Here is a 21,720-nt window from a genome sequence, read left to right as displayed (position 1 = left end):
CTTCCGAGAGCTCCGCCCGGTGTCGCGGGCACAAAAGGGGCGGACGATCTACGAGTGGCTTCGCTCTAGGAGTGCTTTTTGTGGCGCTTTATGTCGTTCTGAGCGCGGCAGGGGAGGTTTATGCGGCATCGTATTTTCAGAAAGCGGATGTGTTCGTGGCGCTGCTGCTGTCTTTCGCAGTGGTTTGTATAGCGTTCAACTTCTTGGCTCGCCACGAGGGAGGCGAAGCAAGAGCCGGAAAATGGTCGCTCCTGGTCTTCGTCGCACTCAACGTCGTGACGGCGATCAGCTGGATCGGCCTATTTATAGGACTGAAATACGCTGAACCTGCGATCGTGGCCGCTTTCATGGTGGCGTTGGGGCCCGCCGCAACAGTGTGGTTAAACGCCCTGATCAGGCGCAGCGGCGCCCCGCCAACATCCGATATTGTCGTGAGCGCCGCGATTGCGACGATCGGGACTTACATGATTTGGATCTCGGCCAGCGGCAATGCGGGTGTGGAGTGGGGGGCTCGATCGTCCTTTGGCATCGTCTTGGCCATCGTGGCCGGCCTATCGCTTGCCCTCACAAATATCCTTGTCAAGGTGCTGTTCGACCGTGGGTTTTCCGGCCGACAGGTCCTGGCGCATCGCTTTTATGGAACCATTGTCTTGCTGCTGGGGCTGGTCGACCATTCATCTATCGTGCCCGAGATCTCGCAGCATTGGTTTGCGATCGCAGCAATTGGACTGTCGACGATCGTTTTGCCTTTGCTCTTGATTCAGCAGGGCATTCGCCGCGTAGAGCCCTTCACCGTCAACATGGTCCTGTCCACCGCCCCCATCGTCACCTTCCTGTTCCAGTACTTCGATTCACGCATCGTGCCTTCGCCACATACGTTCGTTGGAAATGTCCTCATTACGGCTATCGCTGTCAGCAACATCTACTTGCAGTATCGGAGATCCGCATGAAAGAACGGAAATGTGTGGTCGTGGATGCATACTCTACCGGCCGCTACCTACCCGAAGAATTCAAGCGCTATGGAATTGGGACGGTACATGTGATGTCGGCCGCACAGATTCCACCCATATTCCAAGCGCATTTCAATGCGGATCTGTACGATGAACTCATTCGCCCCGGCGAGCGCATGGGGTATGATGACATCGTTGAATATCATCTTCAGGCGCTCCAGGGCAGAGAATTTGAGTTCGTTATCGCGGGTTGCGAGTCTGGAGTCGAACTCGCCGATTCGTTGTCCGAGCGGCTGGGCTTACCTTCAAACGGGACCGCTTTATCGGCTGCTCGGCGTGACAAAGCACGATTGTCTTGCGCGCTGACCTATGCCGGTGTGCGATCGATCAGACAAGTCGTGTCTGACAATGCTGTAGAGATCGCAAGCTGGAGGCGCGAAGCGAAGTTCGATGAGATCGTGATCAAACCTCTGAACAGTACGGGCACCGAGGATGTATTCTTTTGCTCGACAGATTCCGATATTCAGCGTGCTCTAACCGCGATTGTTGGGAAGACGAACCGTGTCGGAGCATTGAATCGTTTTGCTCTCGGGCAGGAAAAAATAAACGGTCAACAATACACAGTAAACGCCGTCTCGATCCACGGAGATGCCTTCGTTACGGAGGCCTGGACCTATGACACCGTTCCTATCGAGGGGGCATCATCCGTCTGCTCACTCGAAAGATTGTTGGACGGCAGCGAACCAATCGTTCAGGAGCTCTCCGACTACCTGAAACGTGCGTTGCAGGCACTTCAGATCCTCGAGGGACCGGCTCATGCCGAGATCATTGTCGATCATCGGGGGCCCGTTCTGGTGGACTTCGGGGCGAGGCTTCAAGGGACTATGTCGGCAAAAGCACGAACGATGGCGTTGGGGCATAACCATGTCACGCTGACCGCTTGGCGCTACGCAGATCCCGAGGGTTTTGGTGAGTACATGAGGATGCGCGGGCCGTACAAGCGGAACGCGCACGCACTCTGTGTCTCCCTGATCTCCGACAGGGGCGGTGTCGTTGCCGGCTACCCGGGACTCCAAGCAATCCGCAAACTCCCGAGCTTTGCGGATGCCATTGCATTCGTTCCAATTGGTGAAGAGCTGGTTCCGACTATCGATTTGGCGTCGACACCGGGCATCGTCTATCTCGTGAATAGCGGCATGAATCAGCTTAATGATGACTATCACAAGTTGCGAGAAATGCGGATGGATCAGGTGTTCGAATTGGTGGCGCGGGATAGCCAGTGATGGCAACTGAAGCAACTTTGACCGGAGCCACTCCAGCCCGCGTAGCGATGATTGGCGTAAGCGACTTCGACGGTGTGCTGCGAGGCAAGCATGTCTTAGGTGAAGATCTCTCGGGTCAAGATAAAGTCATCAAGTTCTCTGAAGCGGTGCTGGCGTGGGATTGTTCGGATCGGATCATCCCAATCAGTTTCACGCAGCAGCCGTTATCAGCATTTGGCGATGCTGACCTGCGTATTCTGTCTGCCACCGGCCGTTCGGTGTCTGATCTCGGCAATCAACATCTCTACCTCGCCGAGTTCACGGGCGCACATGAGAACATCTGCCCGCGGGGTGTTCTGCGTAAGGTCCTGAGAAGGGCTGCTGACCTCGGATACAGATGCGCTGTTGGGTTCGAGTTTGAATTTATGTTGTTCAAGGAGAGCGCCGATACAATTGAGGATAAGCCGTTCAGCGAATGGGCTCCTTTAACACGCGGCCCGTTCGGCTACTCGATTATGCGCTCCGTTGCTCAACATGAGCTGTTCGATGAGATATTAGCGCTTTGTGAGAAAGCTAGAATACCTCTCAGCGGACTGCACTTCGAAACGGGACCGGGCGTGGTCGAAGCGTCACTTCGTCATTGTGATGCGTTGGAAGCTGCCGATCGAGCAACCATATTCAAGTCGATGATAAAAGCATGGGCGCAAAGGCGAGGCATGATGGCTACATTCATGGCCAAGGTTTCCGAGGATTGGCCGGGCCAGTCCGGCCATATTCACATTTCGATGTCCTCGGATGGTCAGAATGCGTTTCACGACAGCAATGCGGTCGGCAACCTCTCAAAACTTATGAGGCAATTCATCGCCGGACAATTGAACTACATGAACGAGTTTTGTGTGCTCGCTGCGCCGAACTTCAATAGCTACAAGAGGTTGGTGCCTGGCTACTGGGCACCAATCTGTCCAAGCTGGGGAGTTGACAACCGCTCCTGCGCGGTTCGCGCTATCTTGGGGGAGCCATCCGTCCATCGTCTGGAATATCGGCTGGCTGGCGCAGACGTGAACCCATATCTTGCGCTCGCATGTGCCATTGGTTCCGGAATATTGGGAGTCGAGACAGGTGTGGCACTACCCGCGTCGATCGCCGGTGATGCAAGTGTGGAAATGACTGCGAGACTACCTCAAAGCCTATCAGAGGCAACTTCTCGTTTCGCACAGTCAGCAGCGGCGAACGAGATTTTCGGAGAAAGGTTTGTTGAAGCGTTTTCTTGCTCGCGCCGTTGGGAATGGGACGCCGTTCAAAATCGAGTGACCGACTTTGAACGTCGGAGATACTTCGAGATCATCTAGCTTGTCTTGACAGTTCTGTGCCTCATTCCTCTCGCAGCCATGTGAAGGGCGCGTCTCTCGTTAAGGAGAGCCGTGGGGAGCTGATGAGGTCTGCTGCCAACTGCTCTGTGGCCGCAATTGCGGTTGCTTCGGTGCAATGCAGATAAGCTGTGCTCGACTTTTTCAAGAAGGAAGGCAAAAGGGGAATATTCGTCCAGTGGGGCGAAGCCGAAGAACAGGACGCGCGACGCTGTAGCCGAACCGCGGAGCCCCGCGCCCGAGACGAGGTTGGCGTAGATCGGTGCTGGCCAGGACGCGCCCCGCGCGGCGCTCTGAGTTCCCTGCCGGCGAAGAGGGCCAATCACTTTTGGCCCTGGATTCATGAGAGCGAGAAATGGTGCGCAGTCTATTTCGCGAAGATGCGTAAAGGATTGTCCCTCAAGCGCCGCACGAGGGTATCGCGCAGAACCGCCCCAGCAAATCGTGGGACGCGCGCGTACAAAGGCTGCAACAATGATCTTGCCTTTATCGGCTTCGAACGGGTGAGCGCATCACGCGAAAGGCCAAAGAACTTTAGGGAAGGCCGTAACAAAGTACTCCCCCGGTGAGGGCCCCCGGTGAGGCCGCGTTCGCTGGATAGCCGATTTGCGATCAAGCAGCGTGAGTGACGCACGCGCGCTAGAACCGGACCGTCGTAGGACGCGATCTCTCGGTGTGAGGAAAATCGTGCCAAGGTAGCCAAGCCTTAAAGGCATGGCAGAGCGTGCTCTTGGCGGTGCAGTTGAGTCCAGATGAGCGGGTCGCCACTAAAAGTAGCCGAGTTGGGATCAACAGCGCGCTACATTGCTGCGGCCGATAAAGATGTGACAGTCCCATCGTCAGGCAGTGCCCCAAGACTAGTGGTTCGACTACACCGTCAAAGTCGATCAGTGCCGTCTTCGGTTTTGACCGGCTATACAGGAGAGTACGCTTTGATAGACAAATAAGAAAAGATCGGCCGCTGAAGTACACCCCCGATGGGACGTAGATGAGTGCGGCTGAGACATCGTCTCATCCTACTAAATCTCGCCGTCGACCGAGCAGACTCCGCTGGTCAGACGCTGCATCCGGGTAATGCAGTGTAGGAGTGTGGTCTTGCCGCACCCTGGAGGACGGACAAATTCCCGTGAGTCCCTTGGCGTGAACGCTGAATTGCAACCAGCGAAGAGTTGCGGGAGATCAGCTGAACGGCGACTGCGATATAGCCCAGCTCTGCTCGCTCACGTGCCCGCACCTGGGCCGTTTACTTCTACAACAATAACGACAAGAACAGTCAGAAAGGCGACAATCAGAACTCCGAGGAGGATAGCTGTATTGCTTGAGCGCGGCGTCTCTGCAGCTAGGAGATTAAAAGGCGGGGCGGCAGGATTGCACATCCCGTACGTCACAAGGGGGATGTTAAGCCTATCAGCGCCATCGAGGATATTGACTGTCAGGCGTTGGGGCGTGCGGATCATACATATAAGGCTGGGTTCCAGCGCCGCGGAACTGCCAGGCAGCTTGACCGGCCGGAAGTTGTCCGCCGGTTGACCGAGTGCGGCTAGCGTCGTTTGGCTGTCGTAGGGGCCGCGACTGCTGAAGCTTAGTAGCACCTCTCGGCGACTATTCTGCTTGAATGTCGCCACAGCTTTGACGCTCGAAGGACTTGCGCCAGCGGCAGCACTCGTTGCGTCTGAAAGTTCAGGTGCAAGCAGCATCAAAGTCAGGTGGAACAAGATGGATCGGATCAGCCTCATTAGAATTCCGAGATAGTCGCTGCGGCCCGCGTTCTTTGCGCCAGCTCCTGCTCGTTATCCAGCAATTTACGTGCCTTCAAAAATGCGGTCCGGGCGGCCTAGGCCAGACCGTGCATTGCGATCACATGGCCTTCTCCCGTCGCACGCTGGCCGCATGCAAGGCCTTGAAAGGCCGAGCCGAGATCAACTCTTTCGCCCGCGAACTCATGGCCCACCACCATGGGCACAGGCACGGTTTTGCGAGCCCACTCATCCCAGCGGAAAATATGAATCCGTAGCGCAAATCCCGGGTCTTCTTGAGCCTGATCAATTGATCAGTCGGTCCGATCATGGGCACGGGTTCGTCGCGTAAACAGAGTCCGGGCTCAGACTTAGCCTTGACGAGCGGCTTCATGTTAGAAACCTTACGCTTTGATTGATGCAGAGCACTGCGATCGCGCGCGTTGCGTAGGCATCAGTGGCGATGGCGCAATTGCGCGCGGCTGCGCGAGCGGAGACATCAAATTCCATACCAACGTCGGGTGAAATCGCTAAGCGCCCTCTGCAATCGCCCGCGAGGTGGCTTCACGTCTTCGGTAATCGCTTGCCGTAAGATTTTTGACACGGTATGGGCCGAGCGTTCCTGTGGGCCGCGAAGGCTCGGAGAGATTCGTAGGGATCGCCGGCTTCGGCGGCTGTTCTGCCCGGCCAGCGATCCGCCCAGCTCAACAGGATCACTCCGCGGAGCGGCTCCCGCACCTCACCGGCAGTTCGCGGGGCTCCGCGGCGGCAGGAGAGCGAAGGAACGTTGAAACCCTCGTGGGGTAAATGCCGGGCGTCTGAAGAGTGAATCATCTCACTCAACGTTGTGCGGATATTTACCTTCGGGTGGCTGTTGCGCATCAGCCAGCCCAGGCTAGCGCTTTCGCAAGCGCTAGCTCCCCGACGGCAACCGCGTCCCCGTCCCTCGAAGACGACATTCCACTCCAAGAAGCAAGACGAGCCGCACAATTCTTTGGCCTGGCTTTTGCTAGCGCAGTTTTTTGGCGACGCGGTCGGTGCATTCAAAGCGCTAGAACGGTAGGGCCACAGTTCGGCACTGGCAGCGCAAGGAGGCACTATGCAATCCGCCAATGGGGACGCACTATCGATCAAGGCTATCGATCTTCAGGACTACTCGAGAGTCCTTGCGTTGGGCGTGAGGCTTACAACAACGGGGGGCGAAGGCGGCAACCGGAGAGGGCGGCTAATAGAACTTCAACCAGCCTTGCGGACGAGGCGCCTGGCGGGATCATCGCTTCAGTCGCCCGTTTAAGTCCACGACAGAAGGCTAGAGCGTGAGGACGAGCCAGCCGGCTCAGCCCAATCGAGGCGGCCTCATTCGGTTCACCTGATGGTACCGACACCGTCTTTCACCGTGAGTGTGCCGTGGCAAGCAATATGGTACTTGCGCCCAACAACAGGCATCTCGTCTGCCTGGGAGAATGACGGCACGTTGATCGAGAGCTCTTTTACGAGAACTTCCTCATAACCGCCATCTCTCTCCATGATCACGCGCCATCTCCATTCGCCGCCCGGGCTTTCATCGGCCATTGTGTTGTAGCGGAGGCGAATCAAAGTACTCATTGAAGTGCCCATCGAGATCATCTCCGACCCGAGAGGTCGAAGGAAGCCATTGCCTTGTCCCAAACGAGGGCGAACAAGTCGTCAAGCCCAGGAAGCCTCTCCGCTGCCAGCGCCCTCTTTCGGCGTTTCAACTTAGCTCCTCGAAGCGCCTGTCCAATACATACAAACGTTTGTGCGGACCGATTTCGGTAGATGGCTCCAAAAGAAGCGCGCACGCCTGCAATCTCGCAGTTCTCATCGTGGCCTGCACGCGGGGGTGCCAGCGTAGCGAACTTTGCGGCCGCGTCCAGAAACCACGAATGCGATGCGTCATGATCGCGTCCTGGGACTCGCCGCGCCTGATATGGCCCTCACATTCCGGACACGCACGGGAGCTGCCACAGGTCCGGGCGCCAGGCCCTGGGAACACCTTTCATTCTCGCCGACAAAACCTGGCTCGTCCGGGTCAATTTGCGTCAAGTCCGGCAGACGCTCTCGATGTTCCCAGTTGGGCTGTGACGATTTGGCTCGCGTCGACCATGCGCTGTCGCTGATCCGATCCCTCGGGCCCGATCTCGTGTTTGCGCTTCCTCATGGACGGTCCCTAACTTGCTTTCCGCTGGCCAGGTTCTTACGCTGCGAGCCTCACGGATGACCCCAGCTCGTCGGTGTTGACGACCTGCGCAGCGCTCATTGACCGCTCGAACGCCTCCCGGAAAGCTGCGGGTTTGAAGCGGGGCCGCGGAGCATCGCGCTCTGGCGTCATCACCTCCGCATGGGAAGTGCTGCGCCTCCCAATCAAGGAACGCACCAGGTCACGTTGCTGCCGAATCAGCAAGCCCTGGTGCTCCAGCTCGACAGCAAGCCCGCTCCGGAAACGACGATCGACGGCCGCGCCAATTCCGACACCACGGCTTGGTATCATCTGAGCGAGGAAGCTATCGCGATTCCTCGGCAAAGAAATAAAACGGGAAGGCTGGAACTGGATCGTCGACGGCGTGAAGTAAGGGGTTAGCTGCACGGCATATATCGGCCGACCAGGACCAGGATCCATGAGCCTGAGTATTGCTCGACTGTCGCGCGGGCGAAAGGTTGGTCTCGAGAACTTACCGCCACCGACCTGGAGATGATGAACCTGACCGGCGACGGCAACACATTCTCCGAAGCCCTCGACCCGAAGCGAAGCACATCTTGGCGGAGGCTGCTGCCGAAGAGCCGTCGCGCCGACCGAGCGATGGTCCCGCCTCGGTTAGTTGAAGGGAATAACGGACAGCAAAGTCCTGCTGATTTCCGCGTTCTTGTTCTTCGTTGTCTTCGAAATATCCGGAACGGTCTTCTGGCTTCCTCAGACCATTGCCTCATACCTGACTGCGCTGGAGTCGGCCTCCCTTCGTGATGCCTTATGCGCTAGCTGGAATAGTCATGGTCGTGGCGCCATTCCGGCGGAAAGCGAGAACGGGCCAGGGACGGCCGGCTTCGGACGGCTGAGCGGCACCGCGGCGGAGCCGCCGAGAGCACCATCCGCCTGAAAGCAGACGTTTTGTTGAGTGTGAACCGCACGCTAACACGGTAACTTCGAACAAAGCCTGGTTGCAATACGTCAAAGCCACGGCCGTGAGCCATATGTAACACGGATTAAGGGCTTGCCGCTTTTTCCCGATCCGTTGTAGAATCTTCTTCGTGTGAGGATTTAGAGGGAATAGCTTCCGTTCAGCTCCGATTAAGCAAATTCATTTGAAAGATTCTGTGGGGGACATTGCGATGGCTAAGCCTTCCGTTTCCCGTGACGCTTTTCGTGGCTTGTTCGCCTTTTATGCGGCCAAGGCCCACCATGATCATAACGGTGTCGCCGAAGCCCGGCTCCTGAAGCTATTTGGATCGAGCGACCACATCCCGGACGGGCTGCTGGAGTTGTGGTCGTCACGGACCGAGCTGATTGGCCCTGAGGCCGTTGGCAACATAATGTCACCACTGGCTCATCAGATCCTGGACGGCGGCGTACAATACAACCACGCCAGCGACTTCCTGCATCGATTGTTGCGAGAGTTGGACCGAGACGTCCATTAACCGGAATTGCGAGATTGGTTGGCCGCGCAATCAGTACACGCGCAAACTCGGCGGCGTGGCGAGCGCTCTAATCAGTAGCGGTCGCTTCGATCTTCATTCGACGTTTCACTTGGGAAAACGGCAACGAGCCGATCCCCTTCCCAAAGCTCAACGTCGTGCTCGCCATACATTTGCTCGGCCCGACATCTCGCAGCCTCCTCGTCGACGCAGTCGAGCTTCGCGGCGCATATCACTCGCCTGCTGCTGTCCACCACGAGCACTCTGTACCGCATGATGACAGTCCCATCCCAAAGGAGCTTGTCATCCTAGTCGAATGTGCGTGTAAAGCAGCGCCAAAGTAAGTGCAGGCGCGCGGAACCTTTGCACGTGTGGCCACTCGGCTATACCGTCGCCTTGACGCTTCCGTCACACCGGCGCGTCAGGTATCCTGCCAGTGTAGCGCGCTTCAGCATCGCAATCTCACCGCGTCCCGAAGCGAGCGGCTGGAGCTTAAGATGGAAAGCATCCCCAGCATCATCAGCAGTGCGCTAAACCAAGTTAACGTCCTGCTCGCCGCCTCGTTATCAGCCTCCGCCAGCGTAAGCCGATCGGCATGCTCGGAGGTTCGGACGACGTTGTCACATCGTTTGCCGGCGCGGCCGCGAGAAGTTGCTCAACGTCGACTTGGCTGGGCGTGAGGCGCGCCCGCATCAAGGATTCGACTCTGCCTGGCCCCGCGGTCCCGCTCTCGTTTAAACTGGCGGTGCCATCTTTGGCCACGTGCCGCCGAACGGTCTTGTTCACCTTCGCGGTCCCCTCGGATAGGAACCGACACTTGCGGTGCCTCTCCACCGATGGGCCCAATGCTGGCCGGCGGGAGGAGGTGCCCCGGGTCCCACTCATTCCGCCAGTCAAGAGAAAAAAGCTAATAATTTCAAGGTCTGGAGAATCTCGCTCACCAAATGACTAACCAGTCCCTGCGAGCTACGGAGCCCTTCTCATGGTAAACCGCCACGCTGGCGCGCTCCAGCATCGTATCAATGGCAGCCAGGGCGACTTTCTTGCTTGCCTGACGTTCGATGCGCTGACGCGCCTGATACTCTCGAAAGCATTTGTTCCGGTTCTCGGACATGGGCCGTCTCCTTGGTGTTAGCTCACGGTGACAGCAGCAATGCTTTGATCCGGCCCCCCCGTCCAATCCGCGCTGCGATCAAGAGCAATCAGGAACGGTCGGGTGATCGAACTAGAGTTGTGGAAAATTGGGTTCGGCGGAGTAACTGTCCGTCAGTTTCATTAAACATACTCCGAAATTCCCGCCGCTCACCACAATCGCTAACCAAACGCCTCAGCGCTGCTAAAGCAAAAGCCCGGCGCGAATGGCCGGGCTCTCTTTTGACTGGCTGGTGAGGGCAGCAGCTCGCTAGGCTGGCTTTCGATCGTCGTTCAGGTCTTTCAACCACTGTTCAACACTATCGTACGTTTGCATGCCTTGCCGGATCACGTTGCCCTTCGGATCTAGGATGACCCCGGGACTGAGACTTCGCTCAATTCCGCTTGCGGTGATAGGTGTTGGTTCATCCTTGCCGTTGCAGCGCCATGCGATGACTGGTTCTCGTCCTAGTTCAACCATCGCGCCGTTGTGGTCGGTTGCGTAGATGTACTCAAATCCCGGAAACGCTGGAATGATTTGAGCGAACTCATCAGCAACTTCAAAGATGTCGCCGGTAACGGTTTGGGCGGTGCCGTCAATCAGATGCACCGTCGATTGTTCGGCCCCGTGTTCGTTTTTGTTGGCACGCCTAACTCTAATGACGTGGCGCGGATTAATATAGGTATCCAAATTCTTGCCGAACATTCTCTTTTCCTTCAGCCTTCAGTGAACTGATGGTGCCTAGAGTAGGGGCATCTGATTCGCGGCAATGATACAATGTCGATGGCTGCTAAGACATCATCCGAATTGCGGTTGGCCATAATTACACCGGAATTGGCTCTTTCATCGTTTCGATATAGTTTTCGATTTCGATAGCGACGTAGGCAACGCGGCGCGGCCCAAGTTTCACCTCCGCGGAAAATTCGGATTGTTCTTCGCGTAGCGTCGCAGGGTTGCATCGCCGATCGAGAGCCGTTCACAGACTTGGGCGGGCGTGCGGCACCGTGTTGGCGTAAGCAGCCAGGACAAACGGACGCGCTGGCACGGCGGCGCGCAGGAAGGGAAGGGGCATAGCTCTTGATCCTTAATGGCGGTTTCTGATGCGCAACACCGTTCACCTCATTGCGCGCGCAAGGCCTTGAAAACGGGCGCTGCACAAATCTGCACGTTTCTGCACGGAAGTATCCAGAGCTTTCCACAAGTGATTTGTAGCGCACGCGCGGTCGCGTCCAATCGGCGGAACGCTCACCTACAAATGGAAAGCCCCGCGCGATGGCCAGGCTCAGAATGCTGATGATGGTTGCAGTGATCAGGCGATCAAACGCGCCCATGTTCCCGATAGGCCTGCGGGTCGCTCAACAAATAGTCGCACCATTGCGGCATAAGATCGCGGCGGCGATCGAAAGCGTCACCGCGTCGGTATGCTCGCTTGGTCTTGCTCTTGATGGTGTGCGCAAGTGCCATATCAGTGATCACGTCCGGATGCACAGTCGTATCTTCCGCCCAATCTTGGAACGATGATCTAAAGCCGTGTACTGTGAAGCCTTCGCGCATTCCGTGTAGCATCTCCAACATGCTCATGTCGCTTAGCGGCTGGCCAGGCTTCATACCGGGAAATACGAAGGGGTTTTCATCGATCGTTGGCAGCGCCCGCAATAGCTGAACAGGCATCCGACAAGGGATGCGATGTTCAACGCCCGCTTTCATGCGTTCCGCAGGGATGGTCCACATGGCGTTGTCTAGATCGAATTCGGTCCGTTGCGCGTTTAGCGTTTCGTTCGTGCGCGTCGCGCAGAGAATTGTCAGCATCAATGCCTTTGCGCTGTAGTCGGTCTTCTCGCGCAATTCGATCATGAATGCGGGGATGTCCTTCCAGTCCATCGCGGTGAAATGTCCTCTCGATTGTTTCCCGTTCAGCCAATGTTCAAGATGGTCCTTCCATTGTGCCGGGTTGTGATGGTTGATCCAAATCTCTCACGTTTCGGGGGTTGGTTATCCCTTTCGCCTTCGCGGCGCCGATCACGGCTTCATTCTCATACGCACTCGCGATGCTGTTTCGCGCGCGCCTATCCAAAGCGTGCCTTTCTTTCCTGCGCGCTCATGATCCTGTCGCAAGACATTCAACACGTCATCGGTCGTGATTTCGTGCGGGAGTAACTTGCCGATGATCGGATATGCATAGGCGTCAGCGTGTTTTCCCACTGCTGGCGGTGCTTTGCTTCTTCCAACCATTCTTGTGATGCGCGATGTAATCGCGCGCCACTTGTACAAATGTTTCGGCGGCTACGCGATTGGCCGTGGCAGTCGCTTTTCCTGTGCTGGCGTCCCGTTCGGCCAATGGATCACGTCCAGCCTTAATTTGCTGTTGTAGGTCCGCCGCCCGCGCTTCGATACCCTTCAACATGGCCGTGTCGATCGGCTCGTATGTCTTCAACGTCATCAATCGGCGTTGCCCGGCCTTCGTGGAGTATCGGAGCGCTCAAAAGGCCGATCCGCTCTTGGCGATTACAAGATATAAGCCGCGCTCGTGCGTCCACATCCCCGGCTTGGCGGCTTTGACGAGACTTTCGATTGTGCGAAGGGAAAGCCCCCGCCGCCCGGATTGATGGCGGCAGGGGTTTTGGCGACTTTTATGATAGCAGTCGTGGTGGTGTGCATTCGCTGGCGTCCTAAAAATGGTTAGTGAGCGGCAGACATCATGTCATTGGGGAGCCGATGTACCGCTTCAGGTATAAGGGCGTGGTCGGTCGGTTTCCGTAGTTTCGTTTGAGGCCCGCAACGTCGCGCCCGTTGGCACTGTGCGTCGGTAGCGCCGCGATTATGAGCGTACATCTACCACCGGTGCCGAATATTTCGCGACGTAATATCTGACCTCGCTGCAAGATATGCGAGTTGTGGGCCTGTGGTGACGCGAAGTGAAGGCTTCGGACCCCAGCGGCATCAGCAGCAACGCAACAATGGCCGCCGCGCGTACAATCCCCCGCTCCATTCTCTCTTCTTCGTACAGAGAGCAGGTCTGAGTAGCCCACACGGCGCAAATTAAGTATCGCGCACTGGTGCCAAAGTGCCGGGAAACTGTTGCTACAATGCTTCGGTATTCCGGCTAATGGCTGCAGACGGCCGCTGCTCGTGAAGGGACCTGACCCGGCTTCGTATCAATGTCGAAGCGGGGACGGGCGATCGTTGCATTGAACGGGAGCTGTTACCGCCGAACAACTCTTCTTCTCCGCGCGGCGTTCTGGATACGCCGACCAATCCTTCTCGCGTTAGCGGCTCGCAGCCGTCGCCGGAGCGCCTGCAGTTCCCCAAATAGTGCGATAAGCCCCTCGACCCGTTGACGCAGAATAGCCGAATAGTTGTAAACCTGACCTCGATTACTCATTACTGCCTCGAACAATGACTATTGAAACAATATCGCGCGAAAGCGGGAAGAGTATGCAACCGGAGGTAGGATCATACAAGCTAAAAAAAGGCAGGGTAAAGCGTGGAAGGACCCATTGACACCAGAGGAGTTTCGTTGCGGGTCACTTTCGCTTTGGTTTTGGGGTCAGCTTCGTTCGAAAGTCGGTCGACTTGGGCCAGGTTTCGGGTCTGATGCCGCAGCACAAGGATGGACATTTTTTGTCGGTTCAGGTGGGGTGCTTACTTCCTTTCTGATTGGCCGGGCGCCCGCTCAAGAGGCGGCCGAGCCTTGCCCAGCCCCGTGGTCATGGAGAGAGCCTCGCCACCAGCTGTGGTGCTCCCAACCCGCTCAAACGTCGTGGCGAATGCCGCGAAGGCGGCGAATATCACGGCCATCACGAACAACAGGATCACAGGGTCGGGATTTCGCTCAGTACTCATGAGCAACTCCACTCGGGCGGCCTGGCAGCTGAACAGCCCCGAACTAAGTTCCGCATCGCGGCGTATCAGCTTTCATTTGAGAGCTTCGGGCCGAGCGCTCTCCAAATATCGACGTGAGCTTGCAAACGCAGAGTTTATTACAGGTTCAACATATTTGTTGGTCAATCCGGGGCGTTGGTTCAGATCTGTCTCTGGTCTTGGGTTAGCGCCTCAACGCGGGTGCTCCCCGCGAAGAATCATCCGATGCTTAGCGGCTCTTCAACTGAATGTCCTTGGCGCCGTCGGCAACGAGGAGTTTGCTGTCAAAACCCCGCCGGCTAACTGCTGCTTCGACGTTGTTGAAGTCAACTGCGGTTGCGAGATCGGAGGCGGTACCATCCACCGGCTGCGAGCACCACCGCGTGCGCGATTGAGGAAGGCCGCCGATCCGAGCGGAAAGCCAAATCGAAGAAGGCGTGTCGCCGATTTTAGAGAGGGAACATCCAGCGATGGATGCGAGTAGACTGCTCCTAACCACAATCAGCCCCTGCGGCTGGGGGCTTTACCCCGCTGGTGCAGGCCGTCGCCTACTTGGCTCAACACGACGTCGCAGCACGCGGCTCGAGCTTAAGACAACTCCCAAGACCATCAGAAGCAGGCCACAGGTCGGCGTCCAGCCATTGCGAGGAGGTCAGCGCCGGGAAAAGAAGACAACCGGCAAGATCTGATCGAAGAGCTTGACGCGGCGATCGGAAGGCTCCGCGGTACCGCAAAGTCGCTGGAGAACCTTTCCCTGTAGGTAGGCCGGTCCGTTCGTCAACGCGCACCAAAGTTGGCGGAGATCTTCAAAACGGGTAGAGTCCATCAGTGTAGCGTCGCGTTGGCATCTACTAGATACGGCGATCCCAACGATTGAGAGGAATCCCACCTGTCACGGTCGCGCCGATGGCGAGCTTGGTGAAGCTGGGTACGCTGCCATAGGATGACGTGCCACCGATGGCGCCTTGGGGGTGTAGGTGTAATTGCTGGCATTATAAGACCAGGCCGTTTGACTCGTTCGCGCTCGCCATGACGAGGGCGGTGAGGCAGGCGGCACCAGCCAGTACGTGAACAAGCCCACCGAGACCCTAGACCGACGCTCGACGCCAAACCTTCGCCCCTGCAGCCAGCAAGCGTTCGCGCGACGATATAGAAGATGCCCGGTCCCGGCGTGACGGCCACGAGCATCGCCGCTGCCGAAAAATGAAGAACTGGTACCCGAACGCGGCTTGGGCTGGCGTTGCGGTCTGAAGCGTCCTGGCTCAGGCCAGCGTTGGGACCAGAATGCTGACTTCCTGATCGCGCGGTTCTTGGCTCGCAGCAAGGCCGGTGACGACGCCGATACGGTCGGCAAGAGGACGGTTCTGGCTCATCTTGCGCTTGCCTTCGAACTTGGTGACAGGAATGCGGATGCCGACAATCCCACGCAGGTGGGCGCCGATGAAGTCTGCCGGAGCGTCGCCGACAGACCAAGGTGTCACCCGTGAGCCCTCATGGATGTTCGTCAATCGGGTAACTACATCAAGCAGACGTTCGTTATCTTCGAAGAACTCAACCGGACCGTAAGCATGGACGGCGATGTAGTTCCACGTCGGCACTACCTTTTCGGTTTCCTGCTTGGTGGCGTACCATGAGGGGGTCACGTAAGCTTCCGGACCCATGAAAATGGCCAGCGCTTCGCCGATCGGAGCCGCGCGCCATTGCGGATTGGCCTTGGCGAGGTGGCCGTACAGGACTCCCCGTTCGCCTTCCATCGCGTCGAGGAATAGCGGCAGTGGTGTTGCGAGCGGCCCTTCTGCCGTGGCTGTGATTAGGTTCGCCAAGCGTGCGGAGCTGATGGTCGCTCGGATGTTCTCGATGTCATCATCCCGGAAGGCGGGGGGCACGTACATAGCGCTTCTCCGTTCTCCGCTCCGGAATAGCCCAGGCCTGGTAGTTTAGAAAGACCACTTCGTCACGATTTCGCTGGTCCAGTTGTTTCGCAGCTATCACCGTGAACGAAACTGGTCCCTCGCTTGCGCCAGGAGCTGGCAGCCACGCTCAATCTGATGAGCCTCCAGCGCGGCATAACCTAAGATGAGCCCGACGAGGTTTGGTCCGCGCCGGCGGTCCGGCTGACGTTGATCGTACAGGGGCGAGATGGGGTAGATGCCAACCCCCTTTGAGCGGGCTGCTTCGATCAATGCTGCTTCGGACTTCTTGGGCAGATCGTCGAACCAAACGACCAGATGCAAGCCGGCAGCGTCACCTTCGATTCGGACTCGGTCGTCAAATCTCCGCCGCAATGCCTCGATCAGGGCTCGTCGGCGCTCGTCGTTGCGCCGCCGCATGCGCCTGACATGGCTGTCGTAGGCGCCCGCATCGAGCATCGTCGCTAGTGCCTCTTGCTCGATGAGAGATGTGTGCCGGTCCATGATCTGCTTGCCGGCGCTGAACGCGAACTGCAGTTCAGGAGGCACCACGACATAGCCGATCCTCAAGGTAGGCGAGAGTGTCTTGGAGACGGTCCCAAGATAGATGACGTGCTCGCTTTCTTCGAGAGCGTGCAGCGGGAGCACAGGTTTCGTGTCGTACCGGTACTCGCTATCGTAGTCGTCTTCGATCACGTAGGCTCCAACCTTCTTGGTCCAGGCGAGCAACTGATGCCGCCGCCCGATCGGCATGACACCGCCAAGTGGAAATTGGTGGGAGGGCGTTACGTAGGCGAGACGAGCTTCGGCCATTGCAAGCCTCGCCGTGTCTAGTCCGTTAGCGTCGACCGGAATTGGCACCGCAATAGCTCCGGTCGCCGAGAGGATGTGCCGCGCCATAGGGTAGCCGGGATCTTCCATGACGAACCGATCGCCAGCGTCAAGCAGCAGCCGAGCACACAAATCGAGCCCTTGCTGCGAACCGTTGACGACGATGATCTGATCAATCTCGCATCGTACAGTCCGCGAACGCCAGAGATAGCCTTGTAGTGCCGTCCGCAGGCGCAGCGAGCCACGTGGATCATCGTAAGTCAATGTTCGGGGTCGCTGCGTGATCGCAGCGGTTACGGCTCTCTTCCATGCTAGTACGGGAAAGTCCAAAGGTGAGAGATCACCATAGCGAAAGTCGGCAACGAGATTACGAGGTTGCTCGTTTGAGCGTGCGACGACCTGTCGCAAACGTTCACCATACCGCGAGACTCGTGCCTTGCGTGTAGACGACCGTGCTTTCGTGCCTGTGCGCCCGGTCTCGACGAGAGCCTTTGCGACCCGTGGGCGGGCGCCATGGCGGGTCTCGATGAATCCCTCAGCCGCCAATTGTTCGTATGCGACCGTCACCGTACCGCGCGATACTCCCAGCTCTTGGGCAAGAGCGCGGGACGAGGGCAGCGAGCCATTCGAGCCGTATACGCGCCCCAGGATCTGATCCCTGAGCACTTCATAGATCCGACGCGCTCCCATCTGCCCGACGCGGTGTGACGGCACCTTAATCTGGACCATATGAACCTAACCAAAGAACGCTACTGGCTAGACCAGTCTGCGCCCGTTCGGCTCCAAAACCAAGCTGGTTCAATCGAGGTGGCCGCGCAATCTCAAAAAAGCTCCGCGAACTCCTGACCGTCTGTATTCCGGCGTGCCCCAATATCGGTTTCGATGAAGTCTATCGTCGACTGAATTGCAAAGAGCCTTGGCAGCAAAATGAGATACCGCGACACGCTCCTCGGTACGCTCGGACATTTTCCGAACCGGCGCCGGCCGCGGGGTGCGGAACCGCTCGCAAGCGAACGGGAATCGAGCCGACCTCAGCCGCCGCGATAGCCAAGCGCCAGAACGAGCCTACAAGGGGTTCCGAGTACTGCGCAGACGGTTGCGGGCGCTTTGGAACGGGCTCGAACAGCCTAGTTGGTGCCCCTGGCCAGCGTCGAACCAGCACCCTAATGCCCTGAACAGTCGTGCTAATCTCAGTTCGGTCCCGCAAAGTTACCCAGACTGTTACCCGATAACGATGTCAGGCCTGCGAGCTTCAGGACCGCGTCCCCTTCCTTCTTTTTCTCCAAAGAGCACGTACGGTGTGAAAGCGGGTTTGCGGGATGACGAGCGCGATCGCGGCCCATGAGACTGCACCGCCCGCGCCGCTCTCAATAACTGCGGAGGAGTCGTTTAGCATGTTCGTGTACACCGTCAGACCGTCAGATTTAGTTGCCACTCGCCGCCAGAGAAATGGATGATCGCCAGCGAGCAATTCCGACGATCACCCTTCTTTTTGTTGTTTGCTCCGTCGCCTGCGCTTTGACGCTGTCGGAAACCCGTCTTGCGGAGTTGCACAAACAGTCCCATAGCAAGCCTCCTCACCCTTGTAGTTGGCCAGCGCTTCGACCAAGGGCGACATGACGTGCTGTTTCAGTTCGTCGGGGATAGGCTCAGGACCGCCCAGCGAGTTCAACGCCACCTCGACCAATTCGATTGCGCGATCCTTGTTGCCGCTCTCATAATAATACTGAGCGACCGCCCCATAGGACAGGTACTTGAAGTCACCGTCCCCTTGCGGAGGATTCAGCGCAAGAATGTGTTCGGACAACTCTTTGCCCATCGCAAGGCGCTCGGCAGACGGGAAGTGGGAGTTGTCATTCGCCGGATCAAAGAGTTGGCGCAGCGCCCCTTCCATCCACCGCTCATCGTTTTTGTCGATCGCGTCGCGAGCGAATTGCCTCAGAACCGGCAAGCCGGTCTGCAAGTTACGCAATTTGTGAAGCAACATATCCGCATGGAGCGCGCGGAAGTAGAGATCGTCTGGCACCACCGCGACGGCCTCTTCGACCGCCGAAACCGCCTTTGCCCAATCCTCCGCCTCCATCGCCGGATAAAGCTTGGCGAGCATCGGCTCAGTCAGCTTCCTTTCGCGCATTTCGCGTCGTCCGCTGTCGATCCGCTCTGTATCGGCGGCTTTAGCTTCATCGCTGGTTCGCCAGCTGCCGTTAAGAATTTTCGGCAAGACGTCGTCGAGCTGCATCGGATGACCGATAAAGGCGATGTGGCCGTCACGGTCAACGACGAACGAGGTGGGGATCCCGACAGAAAAGCTGGGATCCATCCAAAGCTTGTTCATTTCGCCTGTGGAGTCGAACCCGATCCGATAGTTCAGGTTCGAGAACTTGTCGGTCAACCACGCGTCCAACCTTGTTCGGGCCTCGCCGGCCGTTTGAGCTCGTTCGGAAGCTGCGATGCCGAGCAGCTCAAGTCCGCTGTCTTTGTATTTCTCTTGCAGCTGTACTAGATGAGGCATCACTGCCACACATGGCCCGCACCAAGTGGCCCAGAATTCGACGATGTACACCTTCCCGGGCCGGAAGCTCGTGAGGGGCTCTCCGCGCAGCCAGTTCTCCACCTTGATCGGAGGAGCTGGGGACTCCATGCACAGCACCATGTTGCTCTCCAAAACGATTGCCACTCGTTGCGCGACTTTGTCTCTCAGAAACGGAACACACGGGTTCAAGAGAAGGAGAGCATCACTCGTTTTTTCTGGTGTGCGCTCAGCCCTCACTCCGTGTTTCTGATCCCAATAGCAACAGGCGTGCCATCTCGGTCAGCACGCATCAAGCGCCTGACTACGCTTTGAAAACTCCAAGGCGCCCAAACGCAGCCGGTGTTTTGAACCTAGCGGATTTGTCCCGTGTCAGACGTTGGACACGGAATCCAAGCGGAGTGAGCGCTTGGTCATGCGAGCCGATCCGGCAAGATCTCGTGACTAGGACCGCCGCCGCCCTAACGGATCATGTAGCAATGGCAGTTAGGATCGACTTCGCAAGGGAGGCGCGCTCCCGTTGCAGGATGACCAGCAAAAGCATTTGAATAGGTCTTCCCACCGCCTTCGGCGATACGATTGAGTCATCGGCTTCGATGATGCCCTCAGAGCGGAGCCTCTTCAGTCGTCGTTGACAGGGCGGTAGCAGAAAGCCCGGCCATTTGGCCGGGCACCTCGGTTAGGCGGTTGTTCTTTCGCACAATCTCGAGGATGTTGGCGTCTACTCGATCGTATCGCATGATCAGCTCCCGCCTGAGGTGAACTCCGCCGTGAAATTGCTGTGCGATGCGGGAAATCGTCCAAACCTCAGGAAAGTGCGCCGCAAATAGGTTCAGGACAATGCACGCAGACGACACGGCACAGACCTTGCTAACAGACCTTGCTACTGGAGTGCGGCAATAGCGAACGAGTGCTGTGCACACAAATGCGCGCCACCCGAAGCTCTGCTTCCTTGAACGGATGTAACCCCTCATGAGGGAAAACCTTCCTGCTTGTGACTTGGATCGTCGTCGCGCTTAGCGGCGGCACCGACATTCGCCGCGGATCTCGCTGGGAAGCCCCCATGCGGCAAGCCGGTCGCGCCTGCGACCAGAGATCAGCTACACAAAAAGTCGCCCAAGGTCGGGCACTAAGTTTTGGAGAGTAACGTGGTGCTCGGATTAGAATCTCCAGCTCCTCTGATAAAAGTGGAGAACTGGCTCCGTGGCGAGCCCCTCCCGAGCTTCCAGCCTGGGAAGGTGTACATCGTCGAACTTTGGGCCACTTGGTGCGGACCGTGTGTCGCGGCGGTCCCGGAACTGGTGCAGTTGCAAGAGAAATACAAAACCAGCGGCATTGAGGTCATCGGAGTGGCGGCTCTTGAACGCGCTCAAACAGCGGACGAGGCCCGAGACAAGTTGGACGCCTGGTTGACTGAAAAGGTACCGAATCTCAATTACCGGATCGGGTTCGACTACACAGGCGAAATGGAAAAGCTCTGGCTGGATGCCAGCTTGTCTGTCGGGATTCCCACCTCCTTCGTGGTCGACCGTGACGGACGCATCGCCTTTGTCGGTTTGCCGACACAGCTCGGTGACGTTTTGCCGAAAATTCTTAACGGCAGCTGGCGCACCAGCGATGAAGCTAAAGCCGCCGAAACAGAGCGGATTGCCGAAAACGAGCGTATAATGCGCGAAATGGAGCAAGAAGCCTGACTGAGCCGCTTTTCGTCAAACTTAGGCTAGCGATGGAGAGATTGGGCGAAGCCGCGTTCTGCCCTCGAAGAGGCGTCGCTCTAAGGCCGGATGAGCTCAGCGTCCGTCTCCTCCATGCGGATCCGTTGCTTCGAACGGACCGGTTTCCAGCTGCGAGTCAATTTGTTCGCGGCGCGATCGACAAATACTGTGGGCTGTGGATGGAAGGGGCGGGACGAGTGCCTTCGGCACCTTTAGCTAAACGGTGTGCGGTGCCATTGGCGACAAAGTATGCCTGTGCGAGTCATCAAGAGGGCCTACAAAAAAGTGGTTCATTCAGCGGTGGCGCCTAACGCTAGCTGTCCCCACGACTGGACTGCACCCCTGCAGTGAGACACGATAATTACAGTGAGAGTGGGTTGTCGTGAATCGTTACCGCGCGTTGTTTTGCGCGAACGCGGCTTCGAACCCAATAGGTTTGCGGGCGGGGCATCGGCACCCGTAATCTTGCACCCGTTTCTAGTTCGATCGTATTTTCCACAAAGGCTAACATGCCCGAATCCACACGCCGGCAAAACCGGGCTAAGATTGGATTTTCCCTTCTGGGGGCACCTCATGTTCGATACGGCAACCATCGCGCTTTTGCGCGCGGTCCTTGATGAAGTGTGCGAAAGCGTTTCAGGCCGACAGATCGGCGCACTTACGCACGTTGCTTCGAAGATCCTCGAAACGGGGGGCGAAGTCTCTCGCGAGAGGCTTAGGCAGATTGGGCAAGATGCCCTTTCGCACGCGCCCACGATATGGCGTTGATCGGGAGGGC

16 protein-coding genes and 2 pseudogenes are annotated in these 21,720 nt (G+C 57.5%); 7 read left to right on the top strand and 11 right to left on the bottom strand.

Translation table 11 applies throughout. The features are described from left to right. The first annotated feature begins 80 nt into the window (after nucleotides 1-80). From AC24YW_RS27955 to AC24YW_RS27945, 3 genes are read left to right on the top strand one after another with little or no spacing between them, the layout of a single operon-like run. On the top strand, nucleotides 81-950 hold the full coding sequence (locus tag AC24YW_RS27955) for an EamA family transporter (RefSeq protein WP_487485740.1): 870 nt from the start codon (nucleotides 81-83) through the stop codon (nucleotides 948-950). Beyond that, a complete protein-coding gene (locus tag AC24YW_RS27950; protein WP_487485739.1) occupies nucleotides 947-2,233 on the top strand; it encodes an ATP-grasp domain-containing protein in 1,287 nt (428 codons plus the stop codon). The genes AC24YW_RS27955 and AC24YW_RS27950 overlap by 4 nt, the downstream gene beginning before the upstream one ends. Continuing rightward, on the top strand, nucleotides 2,233-3,561 hold the full coding sequence (locus AC24YW_RS27945) for a glutamine synthetase family protein (RefSeq protein WP_487485738.1): 1,329 nt from the start codon (nucleotides 2,233-2,235) through the stop codon (nucleotides 3,559-3,561). Before AC24YW_RS27950 ends, AC24YW_RS27945 begins: the two co-directional genes overlap by 1 nt. Nucleotides 3,562-5,425: 1,864 nt before the next feature. On the opposite strand, the pseudogene AC24YW_RS27940 reads toward AC24YW_RS27945, so the two are convergent. Both AC24YW_RS27940 and AC24YW_RS27935 read right to left on the bottom strand, forming a co-directional pair. Continuing rightward, nucleotides 5,426-5,709: pseudogene (locus tag AC24YW_RS27940) on the bottom strand (alcohol dehydrogenase catalytic domain-containing protein); the annotation flags it as partial. Between the two features lie 971 nt (nucleotides 5,710-6,680). After that, the gene (locus tag AC24YW_RS27935) at nucleotides 6,681-6,932 is read right to left on the bottom strand and encodes a hypothetical protein (RefSeq protein ID WP_172789611.1); all 252 of its coding nucleotides are present in this window, start codon (nucleotides 6,930-6,932) and stop codon (nucleotides 6,681-6,683) included. Nucleotides 6,933-7,674: 742 nt separating this feature from the next. On the opposite strand from AC24YW_RS27935, the gene AC24YW_RS27930 reads away from it, so the two are divergent. Both AC24YW_RS27930 and AC24YW_RS27925 read left to right on the top strand, forming a co-directional pair. Beyond that, the gene (locus AC24YW_RS27930; protein WP_487485737.1) at nucleotides 7,675-7,914 is read left to right on the top strand and encodes a hypothetical protein; all 240 of its coding nucleotides are present in this window, start codon (nucleotides 7,675-7,677) and stop codon (nucleotides 7,912-7,914) included. A 746-nt stretch (nucleotides 7,915-8,660) separates the two neighbouring features. Next, complete coding sequence (locus AC24YW_RS27925; RefSeq protein ID WP_487485736.1) at nucleotides 8,661-8,966, top strand: hypothetical protein; 306 nt, start codon at nucleotides 8,661-8,663, stop codon at nucleotides 8,964-8,966. A 934-nt stretch (nucleotides 8,967-9,900) separates the two neighbouring features. Here AC24YW_RS27925 and AC24YW_RS27920 read toward each other — a convergent pair. The 9 genes and pseudogenes from AC24YW_RS27920 to AC24YW_RS27880 all read right to left on the bottom strand — a co-directional run. Next, the gene (locus AC24YW_RS27920) at nucleotides 9,901-10,077 is read right to left on the bottom strand and encodes a hypothetical protein (protein WP_487485735.1); all 177 of its coding nucleotides are present in this window, start codon (nucleotides 10,075-10,077) and stop codon (nucleotides 9,901-9,903) included. Nucleotides 10,078-10,365: 288 nt separating this feature from the next. Beyond that, complete coding sequence (locus AC24YW_RS27915) at nucleotides 10,366-10,800, bottom strand: hypothetical protein (protein WP_487485734.1); 435 nt, start codon at nucleotides 10,798-10,800, stop codon at nucleotides 10,366-10,368. Nucleotides 10,801-11,412: 612 nt separating this feature from the next. Further along, a complete protein-coding gene (locus AC24YW_RS27910; protein ID WP_487485733.1) occupies nucleotides 11,413-11,976 on the bottom strand; it encodes a tyrosine-type recombinase/integrase in 564 nt (187 codons plus the stop codon). Between the two features lie 138 nt (nucleotides 11,977-12,114). Next, nucleotides 12,115-12,327 (bottom strand): phage integrase central domain-containing protein, encoded by a 213-nt coding sequence (locus AC24YW_RS27905; protein ID WP_487485732.1) that lies wholly within the window; start codon nucleotides 12,325-12,327, stop codon nucleotides 12,115-12,117. Then, nucleotides 12,281-12,535: a hypothetical protein gene (locus tag AC24YW_RS27900; protein ID WP_487485945.1), complete on the bottom strand. Its 255-nt coding sequence runs from the start codon at nucleotides 12,533-12,535 to the stop codon at nucleotides 12,281-12,283. Before AC24YW_RS27900 ends, AC24YW_RS27905 begins: the two co-directional genes overlap by 47 nt. A gap of 2,683 nt (nucleotides 12,536-15,218) precedes the next feature. After that, on the bottom strand, nucleotides 15,219-15,848 hold the full coding sequence (locus AC24YW_RS27895) for an FMN-binding negative transcriptional regulator (protein ID WP_487485731.1): 630 nt from the start codon (nucleotides 15,846-15,848) through the stop codon (nucleotides 15,219-15,221). A gap of 96 nt (nucleotides 15,849-15,944) precedes the next feature. Further along, nucleotides 15,945-17,426, bottom strand: a complete 1,482-nt coding sequence (gene pdxR, locus AC24YW_RS27890) for a MocR-like pyridoxine biosynthesis transcription factor PdxR (protein ID WP_487485730.1) — start codon at nucleotides 17,424-17,426, stop codon at nucleotides 15,945-15,947. A 751-nt stretch (nucleotides 17,427-18,177) separates the two neighbouring features. After that, nucleotides 18,178-19,350, bottom strand: a complete 1,173-nt coding sequence (locus AC24YW_RS27885; protein WP_487485729.1) for a TlpA disulfide reductase family protein — start codon at nucleotides 19,348-19,350, stop codon at nucleotides 18,178-18,180. A 355-nt stretch (nucleotides 19,351-19,705) separates the two neighbouring features. Next, a pseudogene (locus AC24YW_RS27880) lies at nucleotides 19,706-19,967 on the bottom strand (winged helix-turn-helix transcriptional regulator); the annotation flags it as partial. Nucleotides 19,968-20,375: 408 nt separating this feature from the next. Between AC24YW_RS27880 and AC24YW_RS27875 the strand changes: the two are divergent. Next, nucleotides 20,376-20,921 carry a TlpA disulfide reductase family protein gene (locus AC24YW_RS27875; protein ID WP_487485728.1) on the top strand — a complete coding sequence of 182 codons (546 nt, stop codon included), beginning with the start codon at nucleotides 20,376-20,378 and terminating at the stop codon, nucleotides 20,919-20,921. A 594-nt stretch (nucleotides 20,922-21,515) separates the two neighbouring features. Then, complete coding sequence (locus AC24YW_RS27870) at nucleotides 21,516-21,710, top strand: hypothetical protein (protein WP_487485727.1); 195 nt, start codon at nucleotides 21,516-21,518, stop codon at nucleotides 21,708-21,710. The last annotated feature ends 10 nt before the right edge of the window (nucleotides 21,711-21,720 follow it).

This window comes from Bradyrhizobium sp. USDA3516 (assembly GCF_057651995.1).
This window is presented reverse-complemented; position numbering and strand designations above follow the sequence as displayed.

Excerpts from the sequence above, each read along its gene's own strand:
- AC24YW_RS27930 (WP_487485737.1), top strand. The coding sequence starts at position 7,675 with ATGGGAAGTGCTGCGCCTCCCAATCAAGGAACGCACCAGGTCACGTTG.
- AC24YW_RS27950 (WP_487485739.1), top strand. The coding sequence starts at position 947 with ATGAAAGAACGGAAATGTGTGGTCGTGGATGCATACTCTACCGGCCGC.
- AC24YW_RS27945 (WP_487485738.1), top strand. The coding sequence starts at position 2,233 with ATGGCAACTGAAGCAACTTTGACCGGAGCCACTCCAGCCCGCGTAGCG.
- AC24YW_RS27910 (WP_487485733.1), bottom strand. The coding sequence starts at position 11,976 with ATGGACTGGAAGGACATCCCCGCATTCATGATCGAATTGCGCGAGAAG.
- AC24YW_RS27870 (WP_487485727.1), top strand. The coding sequence starts at position 21,516 with ATGTTCGATACGGCAACCATCGCGCTTTTGCGCGCGGTCCTTGATGAA.
- AC24YW_RS27895 (WP_487485731.1), bottom strand. The coding sequence starts at position 15,848 with ATGTACGTGCCCCCCGCCTTCCGGGATGATGACATCGAGAACATCCGA.
- AC24YW_RS27900 (WP_487485945.1), bottom strand. The coding sequence starts at position 12,535 with ATGACGTTGAAGACATACGAGCCGATCGACACGGCCATGTTGAAGGGT.
- AC24YW_RS27905 (WP_487485732.1), bottom strand. The coding sequence starts at position 12,327 with ATGGTTGGAAGAAGCAAAGCACCGCCAGCAGTGGGAAAACACGCTGAC.
- AC24YW_RS27885 (WP_487485729.1), bottom strand. The coding sequence starts at position 19,350 with ATGGTGCTGTGCATGGAGTCCCCAGCTCCTCCGATCAAGGTGGAGAAC.
- AC24YW_RS27925 (WP_487485736.1), top strand. The coding sequence starts at position 8,661 with ATGGCTAAGCCTTCCGTTTCCCGTGACGCTTTTCGTGGCTTGTTCGCC.
- AC24YW_RS27935 (WP_172789611.1), bottom strand. The coding sequence starts at position 6,932 with ATGGGCACTTCAATGAGTACTTTGATTCGCCTCCGCTACAACACAATG.
- AC24YW_RS27920 (WP_487485735.1), bottom strand. The coding sequence starts at position 10,077 with ATGTCCGAGAACCGGAACAAATGCTTTCGAGAGTATCAGGCGCGTCAG.
- AC24YW_RS27915 (WP_487485734.1), bottom strand. The coding sequence starts at position 10,800 with ATGTTCGGCAAGAATTTGGATACCTATATTAATCCGCGCCACGTCATT.
- pdxR (WP_487485730.1), bottom strand. The coding sequence starts at position 17,426 with ATGGTCCAGATTAAGGTGCCGTCACACCGCGTCGGGCAGATGGGAGCG.